We start from the raw sequence: 19,212 nt of genomic DNA, 5'->3' as shown, positions 1-19,212 counted from the left end.
TATTGCGCAGCATTGGTTCAGCGTGTGAAGAGCCCACATAAATATCGTATTGTTCCGCTACTCTTATATTTTCTGGAATCTGAAAAAAAGGTGTCGTACCTGGATGCATTGCCGGCCAAATAGTATTGGCTTTTAGACGTAATAAAAGTTCGAATATTTTAGCATAGGTATTAGGTCCGATATTTTTGTTTGTGGTATCTAAGCCTGCAGAAGCCCAAGGTCGTAATCCCCAGTCTTCATCATTTAAAAAGATACCTCTAAATTTTACGCTTGGTGATTCATCTATATGAATATTCATGGGTAAAAATATTTCCTTTTGCCGCTGAGGTTTTACATCTGCCCACCAAATCCAAGGCGAAATACCTATTTTTTTGCTTAATGCAAATGCACCAAAAGCCGCACCACGTGCATCGCTGCCACAAACGATGAGTGCCTTTTTTATAGCGGAAATACCTGTGCGGTTAAAAGCATTAATCGTGAAATGCTCCCAGGCGCTGTCATTTTTGAATACGTTGTTCTCTTTCTCTATTGCTCGTATCATCGGGTTTTGATGTGTACCGATGATAATCACCGAAGCACTGAGCAGATCAGGGTCAGAAGTCACTAGAGACTTTATTCCTGTAATATTTTGGATGTCCTCGGCAAACGCCTTTGCTGCAATTTTTACGACCGGTAGCTCATTTTTCCAGACAAAAATCGTCGTACTGTGATTTGGTGCAGATAAAATAAAGTTCTCCGATTGATTATGTATGTTTTGGGCTGAACCATATTTTACATAAGAAATGGCTATTAGAATAAGAAAGTATGTTATATATTTTTGGACCTTTTTCTTATGCTTGATCATTATTAATAATTTTTCCTATGTTCAGATTTATTCAATGTTTAATAAAGCTCTTTCGGAGTAGGAATTGCACTTTTTTTACTGCACCTCAATAGTTATCTTACCCTCCTGTAACCCCGGTGAATTAGCTTTAATTGTAATTGAGCCAGAAGGGGCATTGGCTTTAACAATAGCAATTGCTTTACCCTGATAGGCTGCTCGGACGTGGGAGCTGTATTTTTCATGGTTACTCGTACTTCCGTTATCCGTTGCAAAGATCTTTCCGGACCCCTTAGTACTGAATGTAATTAATTGAGCAGCCTGCGGACACATAACACCATTTGCATCAACAACTTTGGCGGTAATGTAGCTAAGGTCATTCCAATTATTCTTAATGCTGGATTTGTCTGCTGTAAGTATGATTTTTGCAGGCGCTTCCGCAGTTTTTAGTTGCTCGGTAGCTACCTGAAATCCTTTATTTCGGCCAACAGCATTAAGGGTGCCCTTTTTGTAAGTTACACTCCACTGAATGGGCGCATCATCAGCATTTTTTGGTTTCGTGCCTAGTGATTTTCCATTCAAAAATAATTCTACCTCATCACAATTTGTATAGATCTGTACTATTGCTTCTTTATAAATAGTAGTGTCTTTTGGTGTCCAGTCTGCCACCCAGGTAGCCTTGCCATCCTTTTCTTGTTTGCGTACAATATGAACAACAGGTTTTGTCGACCACCAGCTTTCGCGCTGCAAACCAATCGGTTTAATACCATTTGCGTGATCGAATAATCCCAGATTGTTTATGACGTTCGGCCATATGGCTTCTCCCAAGTAGTCAAATCCCACCCAAAGAAACTGCCCTGCAATATAAGGATGGTCTCTCAATGCTAGCCATGCGTCTCTGGTCATTCCGTTTTCAGTGCCAGTTACTTTCCAATTGGGATGTGTTTCGTGAGCAGCTATTAATTCATTTTCTCTATAATTTTGACCTACCACATCCATCATTTCTGCAAACCCATTTACATATACTTTTGAAGTAGCAGGACGAAGTATTGCCATGGTTACCGGTCTTGTTCCATCGTATCTATGACAAGTGTTTTGTAAATCCCGATACTTTTTAAAACCGGCGGAATCATTTAGATTGTCGTGAATCTCGTTGCCCACGCTATATATAACAATGGACGGGTGGTTGCGGTCGCGCATTACTTGATCGCGGGCATCAATTAACCCCCATTGTTTAAAAAACTCCTGATACCCTCCTTTCCCATGTACTTTATTTGCCTCCCATGTATCGAAAGTCTCATCCATTACCAAAAAGCCCATACGGTCGCATAAGTCTAAAAATTCAGGAGCAACAGGGTTATGTGAGGTGCGAATGCCGTTTACGCCGATATTCTTCAATAATTGCAAACGACGTTCCCAAACACCCAGGGGGACCGCCGCACCCACTGCACCGCCATCGTGATGCATACACACTCCTTTAATCATTACTTTCTTACCGTTGAGCACAAAGCCGCTATCGGCTGTAAATTGAATGCTGCGAATTCCGAAAGTAGTTATTTGTTCGTCTACCACTTTGTCCGCCTTAACTTTGGTAACCGCCTTGTATAAATTTGGATGATGGGTATCCCAAAGACTTGGATTAATGACGGGAATATTTTGTTCAATACTCACAGATTTTCCAGCTTCTATTGATTTGGTCTGACTATTGAAAACTTCTCCTTCTTTTCCTTCGGGACTAACCAACGAGGTCTGCACTACAATATTTTTACGTTTATTGGTCGAGTTAAAGACAGTCGTTGTAATATTAACGGTCGCTTTTTCTGAACTTACCTGAGGAGTTGTTATAAATACACCCCATTTATCTATATAAACTGGACTTTTAATAATCAAATGCACATGGCGATATATTCCTGCGCCTGTGTAATAGCGGGAAGCTGGCTGAACAGAATTGTCCACACGCACGCTCAGTATATTTGTTTCACCCTTGCCAAATTTTAAATGACCAGTTAATTCATAGGCAAAACTTATGTAGCCATATGGGCGCTCGCCCAAGTGAAATCCATTTATCCAAACGTCACTATTGGCCATTACACCATCAAAATAAATGAATATACGTTTGTGAGCATCGGCTTTGCTTAAGTTAAAATGTTTTCTGTACCAACCGATACCCGCGGGCATATAACCACCGCCCGACCCCGTTGGATTGTCCTTGTCCGGCTGACCAAAGATACTCCAGTCATGAGGCAGATCGAGTACCGTCCATTTAGTGTCATCAAAGCCAACCTTATCAGCGCCTTGCATATCCGACTGAATAAAAGACCAGTCTTTATCAAAGAGTATAGTTTGGCGAGGGATAGTGTCCTGGGATCTACTGATAAAAGGAAATACAAAAAATCCTATCAGCATTATTTTTTTTATCCATCTTACCATATCCATCTTTTTATGTTTGTTGAATTGAATTAAAATGACGCCCTAACACTATAAAAACAAATGTTTGTTATTCAATAAAACTCTTTAAGCGCGTCAAATTTGACTTTAATAGGGAAAGTAAATATAAATCTAAATCCATCACGGACCATCCTGCACTGTTATGAAATGCAGGAAGTTTGGTCTATTTCAAAAGTAAGAGGTCGGGGGAAAAAACGTTAGTTGTATACGTATTTCCTTTAACATATATGAATAAATTATGTTTAAATAATTAACAAATGCATTTCAATTCGATTTGATAAACTTCTAACTTTAAACGTCTTTTTGGACAATAAAAATAAAAATAAAAAAAATATTTTCAATTTTTTTTGAGTCAAAAACTCCTTACTTTTTCGACGAAAATTCTTACCAAAATGGCTTTTAAAAATCCTTATTATATTTATGATTTTGTTTCTGGGTAATCGCTACAAGTCCCTGTTTATGGACATATAGAAAATTATTTAGAACGATTATTAATTTATATTTAAAATAAATATTTATATGTAAAAAATATTTTCAAAAAATATTTTTCAGCATTAAAATAAAAACAGCTGCCTGATTTTTTTGAGGCAGGATAGTACGGGATGGTTAAAAGGAAAATGTTTTTTAGGTTTGTTAACTATTGGTCGTTAGTGATCTTATGAGATACTAGAAAATGGTACTGCTTGAAAAGAATTAATATTTGTCTAAAATTTATAGTTCTTAATTGGTAAATGTTAAAATACCTGTATTGCTGTTTCTTCTACAGATTTCAGAGAAATATTCAATTTTTGTATTACAAAACTTTCTTATAAACCATGGTGGAATACATCTTAATAAAATTTAATAAATAATGAACAGATTATTTCGGATTGCATTATGGAGCTTTATGCTATTGTTTCTTTTTTCGAGCTGTAGAAAAAAGGAATGGGACAAATATTATGGAAGACCGTCAGATTTAGCACAACCTATCTATCGGGTATTACAAGCTAGGGGCAACTTCACCCATTTTTTAGCATGTATTGATAAATCCGGTTACAAATCCAATTTAAGTAGTGGTGGTTATTGGACCATTTTTGCACCAAATGACAGTGCATTTGCCGTATTTTTTAAGGAAAATGCCATTAGTGGGGATGAGGGAATTGATTCCGCTCTAGCGCAAAAAATAGTGAGATACGCGTTGGTGTATAATGCTTATAGAAAAGCGGATTTGAGTAGCTACCAAGTTTCTGGAGGGGCAGACACGAGTGCTGCCTTTAAAAGGAAAACTGCTTACTATAATTGGGTATATAGCGAAAATGGCAAAACAGTTCTGGCGGCTAATAGAAACGGTTCATTTGACCCAAGTGATAATAACAATAAGTATATTCCTTATTTTCTCGATAAGTTTTTGTCATTCAATGGTCTGTCTGTCTACGATTATAATTATTTTTATCCGCAATCTACCTATACGGGGTTTAATGTTGCCGGAGCTTCTGTCGTAAATGCCGATATTCCCGCAGAAAATGGTTTGATTGACGAAGTAAATAGAGTGATAACCCCATTGCCAAATTTAGAGGAATATCTGGCAGGCAACGATGATTATAGCGAATTTAGGCGATTACTTGCTAAAGTAATAAGCTACCAGTCAAATGGCGATATTACCCTACGTAATCAAGCGCTTACCGGATCTGCTGATTCAGTTTTCATTAAATTATATGATGCTGGTGGCTTATTGGGTTTAGCTTTTTCGCCAAATAATGAAAATTTTATTCTTTCGACTACCGATGCACAAACTAATGGTTGGAGTTTGGTCGCACCAACAAATGAAGCGCTAATTCCTTATGAACAAAAAATACTTTCGCATTACGGCACATTTGATGCGGCGCCACCGGAAGTACTAATAAGTTTACTTAATTCGCTTATGTGGACGACGAGCATTTGGCCAAGTAAACTTGCCCAAACGGTAAATAGCGAGCAGGAGGCACCCACCTTTTCCCTAAGTAATGTCGTTGACAAAAAGATTTGCAGTAACGGATTCTTCTATGGTGTCAATAAAGTACAGGATGCGAATGTATTTAGAACTATTTACGGAAAGGCTTTTTTGGATCCCAATTATTCGCTTATGACAAGGGCGCTTAATGCAGATATAAAATTCTCTATCATTAACCCGGAAGGTCATTTTACAATGATAATGATGTCAAATAAAGTGATGAATGCTGGTGGTTACGACTTTAATACGAATCAAAATTCTTGGTCTTATCTGCCGGCTGGAGGTACTGTTTCTTATGGGGCCAATCCTCAATCTAGAGTTTTCAGGATCTTACAGACTTCTGTTTTTGTTACACAAAATCATGAATTGGATGATTTGTCCGGAGAGGGAATTGTAGAAACCTGGGATAATGAATATGTACGCTATAAAAATAATACACTATTTGCCGGCGGGAATATGGATGACGGAACGGTGGTTCATATTGATAGCAGTTCGACTTCAGTCAATGGGAAGGTGTATTACGTAGATGGCTTATTGACTTTCTCAGAATTGTCGCTTGGTGCGCATTTAAAGAATCTAGCGGCCTCTCAACCGGATTATTATAGTAGTTTCTACAATTACCTTAGCAATTCTACTTTATGGAGTGCAAGTGATCTTTCTATCTTAGGAACAACACCCGGAAATTTTTATACAATTTTTGTTCCTACAAATGCTGCTATTTCTCAAGCGGTCATGGATGGCTTACTCCCGGGGAATACGACCACAGGTGTACCTAATTTTAAACCTTCCAATGCCAATGATCAACAGGAGGTAATTCAATTTATAACCTACCATATTTTAGACAAAAATTCGGTTGTACCGGATGGGAAGAAATCGGGAGCCTATCCAACACTGCTAAAAACACTCAATGGAGATTTAACTTTTATAAATGTGACTAATCACGTAAACAGTATGCAATTGAAAGATGCCTATGGTAATGTGGCCAATGTCAATGTTCCAGAAAGCAATATTCTTTGTGACAGAGCTGTGATACACTCAATAGACAAGGTTTTAAATTTTAACGCTCAATAATTTGAAATAAAAGGTTTATGAAAAAATTGCCCTATATACGCTGCTTCGTTGTTTTTGTTTTTACACTATTACTCAATAGTTTTCTCTTAGCTCAAAACACTCAGAAGAGAGTTATTCTACGAGGTACGATTACAGATTCGACGACCAAATTGCCGCTTGCGGGAGCGTCTGTCATGGAAAGAGATAAGGATGGTCGAACTATTAATGGAACTTTTACCGACATTGATGGAAATTTTGCCCTTAGGGTAAATGACCCAGACAATAACTCTTTAGCCGTTGCATTTATCAACTATGTAGCTACCACGCAATTTATAAAAGGCAGAAAAGAAATAAATGTTGCTTTAAAAGGAGACAACGGCTCCTTAGAAGATGTCGTTATACAATCAACGAATTCAATGGATAATGGGACAGGTATGAAGACTTCCGAAAGAAACTCAACGCTCGCAACTGCTACAATTAATCAAAAAGAATTGGAGAATTTATCTTCTCCCAATATTGGAAGTGCTTTGGAAGGCAGGTTGCCCGGTGTGAGTATTAGCGTTACATCTGGGGACCCAGGGGCTGGCCTAGCTATTAGAATTCGTGGTACTGCTACGCTCAATGGATCTGCAAATCCATTAATAATTTTAGATGGGATGCCTTATAGTACTACGATTCCGCCCGATTTTAATTTTGGTACAGCTGATGTAGAAGGATATGCGCAGCTTTTAAATGTGGCACCTTCAGATATTCAGGATATTACTGTGCTTAAAGATGCCGCCGCTACTGCGTTATGGGGATCGCAAGCTGCTAATGGTGTACTTGTGATCAATACTAAAAGAGGACATGCGGGGAAACCTTCCATATCGTATTCTTTTCAAGGGACTTATTCAAAACAACCGCCGGCTATTCCATTACTGGATGGTGATCAATATGCGACACTTATTCCAGAGGAAGTAGCTAATACTGGTGGCCTACCATTAGATATTAATGCTAATAAAGAATTTTCCTATGACCCGACTGACCCCTATTGGTATTATAACTATAGTAAAAATACAGATTGGATCAAAGCGATCACGCAAGTAGGTTATTCTCAGGAACACGACATTTCGATGACTGGTGGAGGCGATAAAGCTAAATACTATGCTTCAGTAGGTTATTTTAACCAGCAAGGGACGACTATTGGAACAGGTTTAAACAGAGTTACATCAAAAATAAATTTGGATTATGCTGTTTCTAGCAGAATTCATTTTAGATCTGACTTTACCTATGCGCACCTGACCAATCAATTGGATTATATACCAAGTAGTAGCTATCAAGTAAGGGGAGTAGCCTATAATAAAATGCCGAATATGAGTATATATCAATATGACTTATATGGCAATCAATCGCCTAATTATTTCTCTCCTGCATCTAATATACAAGGGCAGTATTTTACAACTTATAATCCTGTTGCTTTGGCAAAAAATGGTATTTATGAACAGACTGGAGATAGAATTACGCCAAGTTTCCAATTGCAATATCAAGCTATCCCATCTGTTTTGTTAACTACTTTTGATATACAGTTTGATATCAATAATACAAAGTCCCATACTTTTTTACCACAAAATGTTTCCGGGCTTTCTTCAACAGATCCATCATCAAATAGTGCGGGCGCAAGTGACGGCGATGTGTACGATGTTTACACGAAAACAAATTTTATCTATACGCCAAAAAGCAATGACGAAAATCACCAATTGCAGGCATTATTATCTTTGCAGACAGATGATAATAAATATAACTCCTATAATGTATTGACTTCAAATACCGCTTCATCTGAATTTCAATATCCGTTTAATCCGTCGGTAGCAACCGATGCAAGCGCCGCGCTTTCCTCGACGAAAGGTGAAGTTAGAACGGTCGGTGCTTTATTGCAAGGACAATATGGTTGGTTAGATCGTTATATTGTAAATGTCGGTGCCAGGGTTGATGGTAATTCTAGGTTTGGACCCAGTAATCGGTATGGACTTTTTCCTTCACTATCCGCGAGATGGCGTATGTCGGGAGAAAAGTTTATGCAGAAATATAAGAAATTTATTGACGATTTAAGTTTTAGGGCAAGTTATGGTCAGGCCGGTTCGGCACCACCGAATAAAGCTATATGGAACTACTTTAACACTTATCAGCCTTATTCATACAGTTATCAGGGACAATCGGGTGTTTATCCATCGAATGTTGAATTGTCCAATTTAAAATGGCAAACTTTGGTAGGAAGTAACTTAGGCTTTAACCTTTGGATGTTTAAAAACCGTATCAGGATTGATGTAGAAGTTTATCGAAATAGAATTAAAGATATGTTTTATGATAATTTGACTATTCCGTCTTATACAGGTTTCTCTTCTATCCCCGCCAATGTGGGGACAATGGACAATCAGGGTTGGGAGCTCTTGTTGAATACGCTTCCATTGAAGACTAACAATTGGACAATAGGTTTTGATTTGAATATTGCGCGCAATACGAATATTATACGCTCTATTTCCCCTTTCTATCCTACAACAAATACACCTTCACTTAATAAAAATGGGATTTATAAAACCTATTTGCAGGTGGGGAATCCATTTGGTTCTTTTTACGGTTATAAATACGAAGGTGTTTACACAGATAAAGATGCTACAATCGTCAGAAATGCGCAAGGTGCGAAAGTTACAGATCCATTCGGGCAACCTCTTTATATGCGTTTCGATTATCCGGCAATCGACTATACATTTCAACCGGGAGATGCCAAATATGAAGACATAAACCATGATGGTACGATTGATGATAAAGATGTGGTGTATTTAGGAAATGGGTTGCCAAAAATTACGGGTGGTTTTGGCCTGAATGTGGCTTTCAAAAACAGGTTAAAACTTATTACATTCTTTGATTACAAGTTGGGTTACGATGTAGTTAATCAGGCAGATATGAATACATCTAACATGTATAGTTTTAATAATCAAAGTACGGCTGTACTTGGTAGATGGCGGAATCCCGGAGATATTACCAACGTCCCAAGAGCACTCTACCACTCTGGTTATAACTGGCTCGGTTCGAGTAGATATGTGCAAGACGCATCTTACGTAAGGTTGCAGGCAGTTACTCTTAGATATACATTCTCTTCGAAATTGTTGGATAAATGGAAAATTAGAAATGCTGCATTTTATGTAACGGTAGAGAATTTGGTGACTTTTACAAGATATAAAGGACAGAATCCTGATGTGTCTATTATAGGAAATAATAGTCCTTTCGCTTATCCGGTAGATAATGCACTTACGCCACCTTCGAAAAATGTATTACTTGGAATAAATGTTAGTTTCTAATCGTCTGTAAATATTCATAAATTATGATAAAACATATTAAAGTCATTTTTTCTCTTATACTGATCATTACTGTAAGCACTTCTTGCAACAAGTGGCTGGAAGTGAAACCCCAAGATGGCATCATTAGAGATAATTACTGGAAAACAAAAGAGCAATTTGGGGCTGCAGTAATAGGTTGTTATTCTTCTTTGTTAGATCCTCAATTAGTAACCGATTTATTTGCTTGGGGTGAATTAAGAGCGGACATGGTAGGTACCACCTTGAAAACATCGACCGATGCTATTAATATTATGGAGGGGAATATTCTATCCTCCAATAGTTTTACGGATTGGTCTGTAGTTTATAGAACGATTAATGATTGCAATACCGTGTTAGAGTATGGGCCAGGTGTTATTAAAAACGATGCGACACTTACGGTAAAACAACAAAACGCCTATCTGGCTGAAGCTCATACTATACGAGCTTTAATGTATTTCTATTTATTGAGGACCTTTGGGGAAGTGCCTTTACAGCTGTCAGCAACTTCAACAGACAATGAAGTAACCCAATTAGTAAAAAGTTCGCAGCTAGATGTATATAATCAAATAATAACGGATCTAAAATTTGCACAACAAAATGCTGTAGAAACTTATGGAAATATCAATACAGATAAAGGTAGAATAACAAAGAATACGGTATTCTCTATAGAAGCCGATGCCTATTTATGGGAAGATAAATATGACAGTTGTATTGCCGCTTGCGATTCTGTAATCAATTCTCAAAAATATGGCTTGGTTAGTGGAACGGATCAATCTCAATGGTTCAATACACTCTACTTTAATGGTAACTCAAGTGAAGGTATTTTTGAGTTTCAATTCGATCAACAAGCGCTGAATCCCTTCTACAATCAATTTATTTCATCGAGTAAGCTTTATGTAGCAGCACCAAATGTTTCCTCCGATATTTTCGGTCTAGATCATTCGGGCTTGCAAAAAGACATTCGTGGAGATGGTGGTTCTATGAATGCTATCGATGGTACGATATTGAAATATGCAGCTGCAACTGGCGGAGAGTCAATAACACTGCGTACAGCAGATCAGTCTTTTGCACATTGGTTTGTGTATAGATATGCTGATATACTTATGATGAAGGCCGAAGCACTTACTTGGGTAAATAGAGGCGGAGAAGCCTTGACTTTAGTACAGACTATAAGAGACAGGGCACACGCTATAGACGAAACCGTTGAAACGCCAGATTCCACTTCTGCTGATGATATTGCTCAATATATTCTGGATGAACGGGCAAGAGAGTTCGCTTTTGAAGGCAAGAGGTGGTTCGATGTACTCAGGTTTGCCAAAAGAAATAATTATAAGCAACTTGGTGTACTGCTGGATGTGGTAAAAAAGAATGCCCCTACTTATTTGCAACAAACTATTGTGAATAAATATAAAGACGTTAGAAGCCATTACTTGCCCATTAATCAGGATGAATTGCAAGCCGACAAGAAGTTAATTCAAAACCCATTTTATCAATAGGAGTGTGTAGGCTTCACTGAAAAAAAATTAAAATATTAGGTCATGAAAACAAAATACTTTCAAAGAAAAATCGTCTTAGCGATATGCGCATTGTCATTCATCCTGAGTATCGGATGGAGTTGTAAGAAGCTTTCTATTGTTACTTCGACAACGAATGCGGTAAATATTGTTGGCTATTTGGATGAACACCCCGACTCTTTTTCCTTATTTAGGCAAATGCTTTCTATTACGGGCTACGACGGCTTCCTAAGCGCTTATGGTCATTATACTTTATTCTTGCCGACTAATAGTGCCGTGAAATCATATCTTAAGAAGGAGGGGAAAAGCTCTTTAACGGATTTTGATGTAGATACACTTAAGAATCTTGTAAAATTTCATTTATTACAAGACACAGTTTACACTATTTCATTTACAGACGGCAAGTTACCTTATCTAACGATGTACGGTCAATACCTGGTGACTGGAGCAAGCAATGAAAAGGGTATTACTTACCTCACTATCAATAGGCAGGCAAATATTTTACAAAGCAATTTAAGAGAAGGTAATGGTGTTATACATGTTATCGACCATGTATTACAACCAGCCTACTCTTCTTTGGCTCAACTCGTAGTAAACAGTCCAAAATATTCAATTTTTGGTCAAGCTCTTATTGAAACGGGGTTATATGATTCTTTAAATATTCTACCGGCAAAAAATCCCGATTCTACCAGAGCTTGGATTACGCTCATTGCCGAATCTGATTCTGTTTTCAAGGCGCAAGGAGTAAATACTTATGACGAATTAAAAGCCAAATATTCTAACACGGGGAATCCGAAAGACATAACGGATAGTCTTCATTTATTTGTAGATTATCACATTTTATATAATGCCAATTATTTGGCAGATATTATTTCTAGCTCTTCTTTTAATACATGGGCTCCCACACAAGTTATTACCACAAAATATATAGGAGACTCCGTTTTAATTAATGATGATATATTCAACGGTGTTCACGAACAAGGGATAGAACTCGATAGAACTGGAAGTGATATTTCTGCGACCAATGGCGTATTGCATGATGCTGCTGGTTTAATTGCAATTAAAAAACGTTCACCATTCCCTGTGTATTGGGATATATGCCAGTATCCGGAAATTATGAGCCTTCCCGCTTATTATGGTAAACAGTCTTATAATTATTCGCTTACCAATTTACCATCTTTTATTACGTTGCCGTCGTCTGCCACATCTGCCGCTCCTCCTTCTTATAAATATGGCGGTGCACCATATGTAAATAGCGATTATTTACAAGTGCCGCTGGGGTCAAATCGCACACCTTGGGTAGAGTTTAAAACGCCTTTATTAGTGCAGGGCAAATATAAAGTTTGGATATGTTATAGACGCGGTAGCAGCCATGATAACATTAATCAAGTATCTATTGATGGGGTTGCTTTGCAAAGAACCATTAATTCCAGTACCTATATGCCGGCGGGTACACAGGCCGATCGGGAAGCGCAAGGTTGGAAAGAATATACTGCTTCTGAACAGAAGAATTATGCTGGCTATTTAGTGGGTACTATTGATATTCTAACAACAAGCCAGCATGCATTAAGGTTTACCAACTTGAAAGGAGGGGATAGTGGTTTCTGGATAGATATGATTGAGTTTATTCCGGTAGATATGGATCAGCAATATCCGCGATTTGATGTAGACGGCACGCCGGTATATGCGCCTACAACCCCCTAGATTTATAAGGATGATTTTAAACAAGGGCTTTCATTGTAAAAATTAATGTGAAAATATGATACGATTAAAAATAAATTCGATTATCTTATTGCTTCTAATGTTGATAGTATTTGGTTCTTGCAAGAAGGATCAGTGGGATAAACGTAATGAAATTACCGATCCGTCCATTACGCAAAATTTAATGGAGGAAATAAAAGCTAATGATAGTTTGAGCCTTTTTGCAAGTTATCTTGTAAAAACCGGCTACGATAAAGTTATAGAGTCGTCGAAAACCTTTACTGTATGGGCTCCGACCAATGCTGCTTTAAAAGCTATTGATCAATCGTATATAAATGACACCGCTCAACTTAGACTTCTAATTGGAAATTATATTGCCAATCAAGCTTACTTTACGGTAGATGCCGCCCCTTCAATTCGCGTCAAAACGCTTAACGGGAAGAATGTGATCTTTGCAAAAGACAAGTTGAATGATGTTACCATTGTTGCTAAAGATCAAAGGGCTAAAAATGGGGTCCTGCACGTTTTAGGTCAGGCATTCACGCCACAATTGAATGCTTGGGAATATATTAATCAGATGGACTCGACAAGCTTACAATATAAGTTTTTGCAAACTTTGCAATACGGAAAAGTCGATCCCGATAGCGCGGAATTGATTGGTCTAGATCCTACAACAGGAGCTCCTATATATAAGCCGGGAACAGGTATTGTTTTGAGAAACCGTTTTCTACAAAAAGTAAATATCAATAATGAAGATTCATTAGTTACTTATATTGTACTCACAGATGCTGCTTATGCAGACGAGGAAAATAAATTAATACCTTATTTTTCGGACACGACACAGGCAATGACCGATAGCCTTGCGCAATGGAACCTGATTAAGGATTTTGCCGTTGATGGGCTTATTTCCCCTGATAGTTTAGGTGCCACATTGTATTCCGACAAAGACAGTGTAAAAATTCATATTGACCCAAGCTCTATTGTGAAAACTGTAAAAGTGAGCAACGGAATTGTGTATGTATTGAATAAACTTGATTATGAATTGGATACCAAGATTAAACCAGTTGTTATTCAAGGCGAGAGATTTTATGATCGGATGGATCCAACAGTTGGTTATACTATTCGTAAACGAAGAAATCCCAATACAGATTCCATTTTCAATGATATTTTAGTTCAGAATTATGGATTGTCCTCCTTTTGGCTGAGGTATCCTACGACCCTAAACTCGGTAACCTATAAGGTATACTGGGTAGCTGTGAATGATTTTCAAACGAATACTTTTCCGATGATGATGGCGTTCAAATCCCATTCGGATACGGCTTTTGCCAATCCGACCAATATTGCTTATGATGTTAAATTTCCCTATACGACGGTTCAACTCAATGATTATAGCGAGGTTTATTTAGGAGATTTTACGCCAGGCATTTACGGTCTTGAAGATTTATTTGTTGTAGGTAATAACGTAAAAACAAATGGTAATAACACAATAGTTCTTGATTACATTAAACTCGTACCCGTTCTAAATTAATCCTATGCATTTATATACTAAAATAGCGAGAAACTTATTACTGTCAGGTCTAGCCGTTACCTTAATTGTTTCGAGGTCTACCGGGCAAAAGACTTTCGCTGAAAAGCATACTGAGAAACAGATGATTCATTCAGACACTTTGTTTGTAAACGGCGTAGTCCGCTTGGCAAGTACAAAAGAATCATTATCCGGAATTGCTTTAAGTATTCCCGAATATTCTGCGGCCATTACCGATAATAAAGGTCGATTCAGAATAGCTGTGCCTTCCTATAGCGCTGTAATATTACTTTCGGGAGAAGGTTATCAGCAAAAACAGGTGGCATTAAAAGGTAGGGAAAAGGTAACCATTCTTATGTATGAAGAGCCTTTTACGTCTCAATATGATGTTGCCACATTACCTTTTGGGAATCAGGCAAAAGATTTTATTCCTTATTCTGTCCAATCTGTTAATGCAGACAATAAATGGGCACAGTCATCTTCAGAAACGCCTATGACGTATCTTCAAGGGAAGATCGCCGGCCTTGATGTAGTAAGACGTTCAGGCACTCCTGGTATAGGTGCAAATGTTACATTAAGAGGTGCTAACTCTTTATATGCGACCAACCATCCTTTAGTAGTAGTAGATGGTGTTATTTATGATAATAATGAATATGGCAATTCATTGGTATCGGGAAATCTATATAATCCATTATCCAATATCGATGTAAAAGATATTGATAATATTACTGTTTTAAAAAGTGGTAACTCTACTTACGGTACAAAAGGGGCAAATGGTGTGATATTAATAACTACGGCGCGGGCGCAGGAACTGGCCACTAGAATAGATTTTGCAGCCTATGGCGGATTTAATAGCCGACCCTCAGATCTGCCTGTAATGCAGGCGGATGATTATAGAACTTATTTGTCTGCTTTGCTGAAAAGCACGGGCATGACGCAGGATGAAATTCAAAGAGAACCTTACATGAATGATAATCCAGGTTCTACAAATTATTATAGATATCATTATAATACCAATTGGCAGAATGCCGTAATGAAAAATAGTTTCGACAACAATTATTATTTAAAAGTTACGGGCGGGGATAATATTGCTAAATATGGATTGTCTCTCGGTTATTTAAAAAGCCAAGGTGTTTTAGATAATACCGACTTAACCAGGTTCCAAGTGCGGTTTAATGGTGATCTGAATTTATCAAAGAGATTGACTGCTGCTGTTAATCTGGCGCTTATATCCAATCAGGAAAATCTTCAGATGCAAGGAGGTGAAAATCCGCTTAGTCCGCTTTCATTAAGTTTGGCCAAATCGCCATTTCTACCTATACATGTAGTGGGTGACGATGGTAAGGTTTCTCCGAATTTAGCGGACTACGATGTATTTAATTTGTCTAATCCTGTCGCAATTAGTCAAAATATGCAAGGGGCAAACAAAAATTATAGATTTACAGGATCTGTCAAATTTAATTATCAATTTAATAATTCACTAAGCCTTCAAACAATACTCGGTAGCACATTTGATAAAGTACAGGAAGACTTTTTTATTCCTCAATCGGGGGTGGTTCCTGATACATTGAGTACTGCCGTTGCTAATAACAGATCGGGCAGTAATTTAGAACGTTTTTAATCGTTATATAACGATACGAAATTAAGTTACCAGCACACATTTAATTTAAAGCATCAATTAAATATCGACGCAGGGTTCAGGTATGAAGACAATAAAAGTGAAAACGAATATGGTCTGGGTTATAATTCTGCCACTGATGAATTTGTAAGCGTAGGAATGGGTGTTGCATCTCTAAGAAGTGTGGGCGGCGATATTGGTAAGTGGAATTGGTTAAATACCTATTTACACGCGGGTTATTCTTTTCAGGATAAATATTTTGCTTCTTTTAATTTATCCTCTGATGGCTCCTCTCGTTTTGGGAAACAAGCGCCCGACGGTTTTGCAATTGGAAATAACAAGTTTGCGCTCAATCCTTCCCTGGCACTTGGTTGGCTGATGAGCTCAGAGAACTTTTTCTCTAATGTTAAGTTTGTAGAGAATTTGAAATTACGCGCAAGTTATAACAGAGTGGGTAATGATGATATCGGCAACTATACTGCCAGACAATATTATGTTTCGCAAAACCTATTAGGAATGGAAGGATTGGTGCGCGGCAATATAGGTAATCCAGAGTTGGAATGGGAAAGTGTAGATAAATTAAATCTTGGGTTAGACGCCTCTTTTCTACATGAACGATTAAATCTGAGTGTGGATCTATATCATAATAAGACCTATAATATGATTACGATACAACCCATATCGACTGCGTCTGGATTAAATTATATGATTGCCAATAATAGTACGATGGGCAATGATGGAGTGGAAATAACTATTGATGGGAGAATTATCAATAAAGGCTTAAAATGGGATATGGGATTGAATGTCTCTACCAACAAAAACAAAATATATAAATTCCCTAATGGAAGCCAAACCACTTCTTTTGCGGGTGCTACTTATTTGACTGAAAGAGGACACGCGGCCAATCTGTTTTATGGATATAAGACAAATGGCGTGTTTGCCACCGAAGCGGCAGCACAAGCGTCCGGCTTGCAGTACGAGAATAGTGACGGTACAATGCACGCTTTTCAGGGGGGAGATGTTCGCTTTGTTGATGTAAATGGTGATCATATCATAAACGATCAGGACCGGCAGGTTATTGGTGATCCTAATCCAAAATTTGTTGGTGGGTTTTCTAATACATTGTCTTTAAAGAGGTGGACTTTAGATGCCTTGTTCACCTTTAGTCAAGGCAACGACATTTATAATTATACAAGGGCACAATTAGAATCTATGTCAGGCTATAACAACCAATCACTGGCGGTAGAAAATAGATGGAGATCTGATGGCCAAATTACAGACATGCCAAGAGCTGCCTGGGGTGATCCGGCTGGTAATGCGAGGTTCTCAGACAGATGGATAGAAGATGGATCTTATTTGAGGCTAAGGACATTAACGCTTACGTACAACTTGCCTGTAAAAGCCAGCGCGTTGAAATATGTAAAGATTTATGCTACTGGAAACAATTTGATTACCTGGACGAAATACTTAGGTTACGATCCTGAATTTAGCGCGACCAATAGTGTTTTTGGTCAAGGCGTCGATTTAGGACTGGAACCAATTTACCGGACAGTACAATTAGGCATTAGATTGGGATTCTAATAGAAATATTAAGTATACAACTTATAAAAATAAAAGAGATGGGGATGAAAATAGGTATTATAAAAAAGATGGGACAAGTGGCTGCTTTGTCGATATTGAGCTTAGTCTTTTATTCTTGCAATAAGACATTTGATAAGCTACCACAATCTGTAATAGACAAGTCCCAGGTCTATCGGGATGTTAATGATGCTGATGCCGCTATTATTGGTATATACGGACAGGTGATGGGGCTTTCAGATAAGTATATCATTCTAAATGAACTAAGAGGTGATTTAATGGATGTAACACCTAACGCAGATAAATACTTAAATGAAATAAATACAGAAAGCGTTTCTCAAGACAATCCGTATTCCGATCCGAGGCCGTTTTACGCGGTGATCATGAATTGCAATGATGCTTTGAAGAATTTTAAATTGATGTTGCAAGATAATAGAATGACGCAAGCTGATTTTGATCTTAGATATTCTGCTGTGGGAGCTATTCGTTCCTGGTTATATCTTCAATTGGGCATTCAGTTCGGAACTATTCCTTATGTTACTACTCCTTTAGAAAATGTGGATGATCTTAAAAATCAATCCAATTACCCAAGAATTGGTTTCGATCAGTTGATAGATTCTCTTGTACAATTTACGGAGTCTCTTCCTTATAAGACCCCTTTTCCTGCGGGAACTTCTTTGTTGACCACCGTGGATGGCTATGCTACGGATAAGTTTTTTATTCCTATAAAATGTTTACTAGGCGATCTTTATTTATGGAAAGGGGACTATGTACAGGCTGCCACCAATTATCATTATATGATGAATTATGCAGACATACTTTATCCGGCAATGAATAGTGAACAGTGGTATGAAACTTATAAAGTTGCCTATACAGCAAATATCAATGGAGCACTTTGGTCAAATATTTTTACACAACCTTATGGAGAAAGATATTCTAATTACGAAATAATGTGGGACTTGCCTTTTGATCAAAATTTCAGTCCTAAAAATCCTTTTATAAAATTGTTTTATCCTTCTGCGGGCGGTTATTTATTAAAGCCCTCTCAGCTGGTAATGAATAGTTGGACCGCACAAACAAGAACAGATAATACACCAGGTGACTTTAGAGGCGAAGGGGCATCCTATAAAATGGTTGGGGGGCAACCAGTAGTGAATAAGTTTGTCTCAAATTATAGTCCGCTGCTGCCATTTGCCACAAACGACAAGTGGATACTTTATCGGGCTGCGACTTTGCATTTTCATTTTGCGGAAGCAGCTATAAGATCCGGACGAACAGAATTGGCTTATGGATTTTTAAATTGGGGACTTAAACAAGCATTAGACCCGGAGCATTTGAATGCTGCACATGATTCAAGAGATGTAACGAATATTGAGCAGAGTTTTGGTGCGCCTTTTGATTTTGATTCGAGGTTTGGAGATTTTCCTTCTTTCAGGTCTCCTTGGTATAGAAATAATGGAATTAATGGGAGAGTGAGTTTGCCTTTAGAGGTAATTGATTCATCCAAGTATTATGATACGACAAGTCTCCCAAGACAGTTTTTAAATGCCAGTAGTCAAGACAGTTTAGAATTAAACATGGAAAACTATCTGGTAAATTCATCTGCGCTTGAATTGGCCTTTGAAGGCGATCGTTG

At 37.8% G+C, this 19,212-nt stretch carries 9 protein-coding genes and 1 pseudogene; 8 read left to right on the top strand and 2 right to left on the bottom strand.

Annotated elements, in window-relative coordinates:
- Together ACQR30_RS14200 and ACQR30_RS14195 are read right to left on the bottom strand one after the other, a co-directional pair.
- Positions 1 to 844: glycosyl hydrolase 115 family protein (locus ACQR30_RS14200; protein ID WP_429736252.1), on the bottom strand; the 844-nt coding region annotated here is incomplete at its 3' end.
- 75 nt (positions 845 to 919) lie between these two features.
- On the bottom strand, positions 920 to 3,256 hold the full coding sequence (locus tag ACQR30_RS14195; RefSeq protein WP_429736250.1) for a glycoside hydrolase family 2 TIM barrel-domain containing protein: 2,337 nt from the start codon (positions 3,254 to 3,256) through the stop codon (positions 920 to 922).
- Positions 3,257 to 4,118: 862 nt separating this feature from the next.
- On the opposite strand from ACQR30_RS14195, the gene ACQR30_RS14190 reads away from it, so the two are divergent.
- The 8 genes and pseudogenes from ACQR30_RS14190 to ACQR30_RS14155 form a co-directional block, all read left to right on the top strand.
- Positions 4,119 to 6,308, top strand: a complete 2,190-nt coding sequence (locus tag ACQR30_RS14190) for a fasciclin domain-containing protein (RefSeq protein WP_429736248.1) — start codon at positions 4,119 to 4,121, stop codon at positions 6,306 to 6,308.
- 17 nt (positions 6,309 to 6,325) lie between these two features.
- On the top strand, positions 6,326 to 9,622 hold the full coding sequence (locus ACQR30_RS14185) for a SusC/RagA family TonB-linked outer membrane protein (RefSeq protein WP_429736246.1): 3,297 nt from the start codon (positions 6,326 to 6,328) through the stop codon (positions 9,620 to 9,622).
- A gap of 23 nt (positions 9,623 to 9,645) precedes the next feature.
- Complete coding sequence (locus ACQR30_RS14180; RefSeq protein WP_429736244.1) at positions 9,646 to 11,136, top strand: RagB/SusD family nutrient uptake outer membrane protein; 1,491 nt, start codon at positions 9,646 to 9,648, stop codon at positions 11,134 to 11,136.
- A gap of 42 nt (positions 11,137 to 11,178) precedes the next feature.
- Positions 11,179 to 12,858, top strand: a complete 1,680-nt coding sequence (locus ACQR30_RS14175; protein WP_429736242.1) for a fasciclin domain-containing protein — start codon at positions 11,179 to 11,181, stop codon at positions 12,856 to 12,858.
- A 55-nt stretch (positions 12,859 to 12,913) separates the two neighbouring features.
- Positions 12,914 to 14,383: a fasciclin domain-containing protein gene (locus tag ACQR30_RS14170; RefSeq protein ID WP_429736240.1), complete on the top strand. Its 1,470-nt coding sequence runs from the start codon at positions 12,914 to 12,916 to the stop codon at positions 14,381 to 14,383.
- A 4-nt stretch (positions 14,384 to 14,387) separates the two neighbouring features.
- Entirely contained in the window at positions 14,388 to 16,001 is a 1,614-nt protein-coding gene (locus ACQR30_RS14165) for a TonB-dependent receptor plug domain-containing protein (RefSeq protein ID WP_429736238.1), read from the top strand.
- A 15-nt stretch (positions 16,002 to 16,016) separates the two neighbouring features.
- Positions 16,017 to 17,579, top strand: a pseudogene (locus ACQR30_RS14160) (SusC/RagA family TonB-linked outer membrane protein); the annotation flags it as partial.
- A gap of 44 nt (positions 17,580 to 17,623) precedes the next feature.
- On the top strand, positions 17,624 to 19,212 hold a 1,589-nt coding region (locus ACQR30_RS14155), incomplete at its 3' end, for a RagB/SusD family nutrient uptake outer membrane protein (RefSeq protein ID WP_429736236.1).

It is taken from the genome of Arachidicoccus sp. (genome assembly GCF_050436765.1).
Lineage (GTDB): Bacteria > Bacteroidota > Bacteroidia > Chitinophagales > Chitinophagaceae > Arachidicoccus.
The sequence above is the reverse complement of the archived record's forward strand: the minus strand, read 5'-3'. Positions and strand labels throughout refer to the sequence as shown.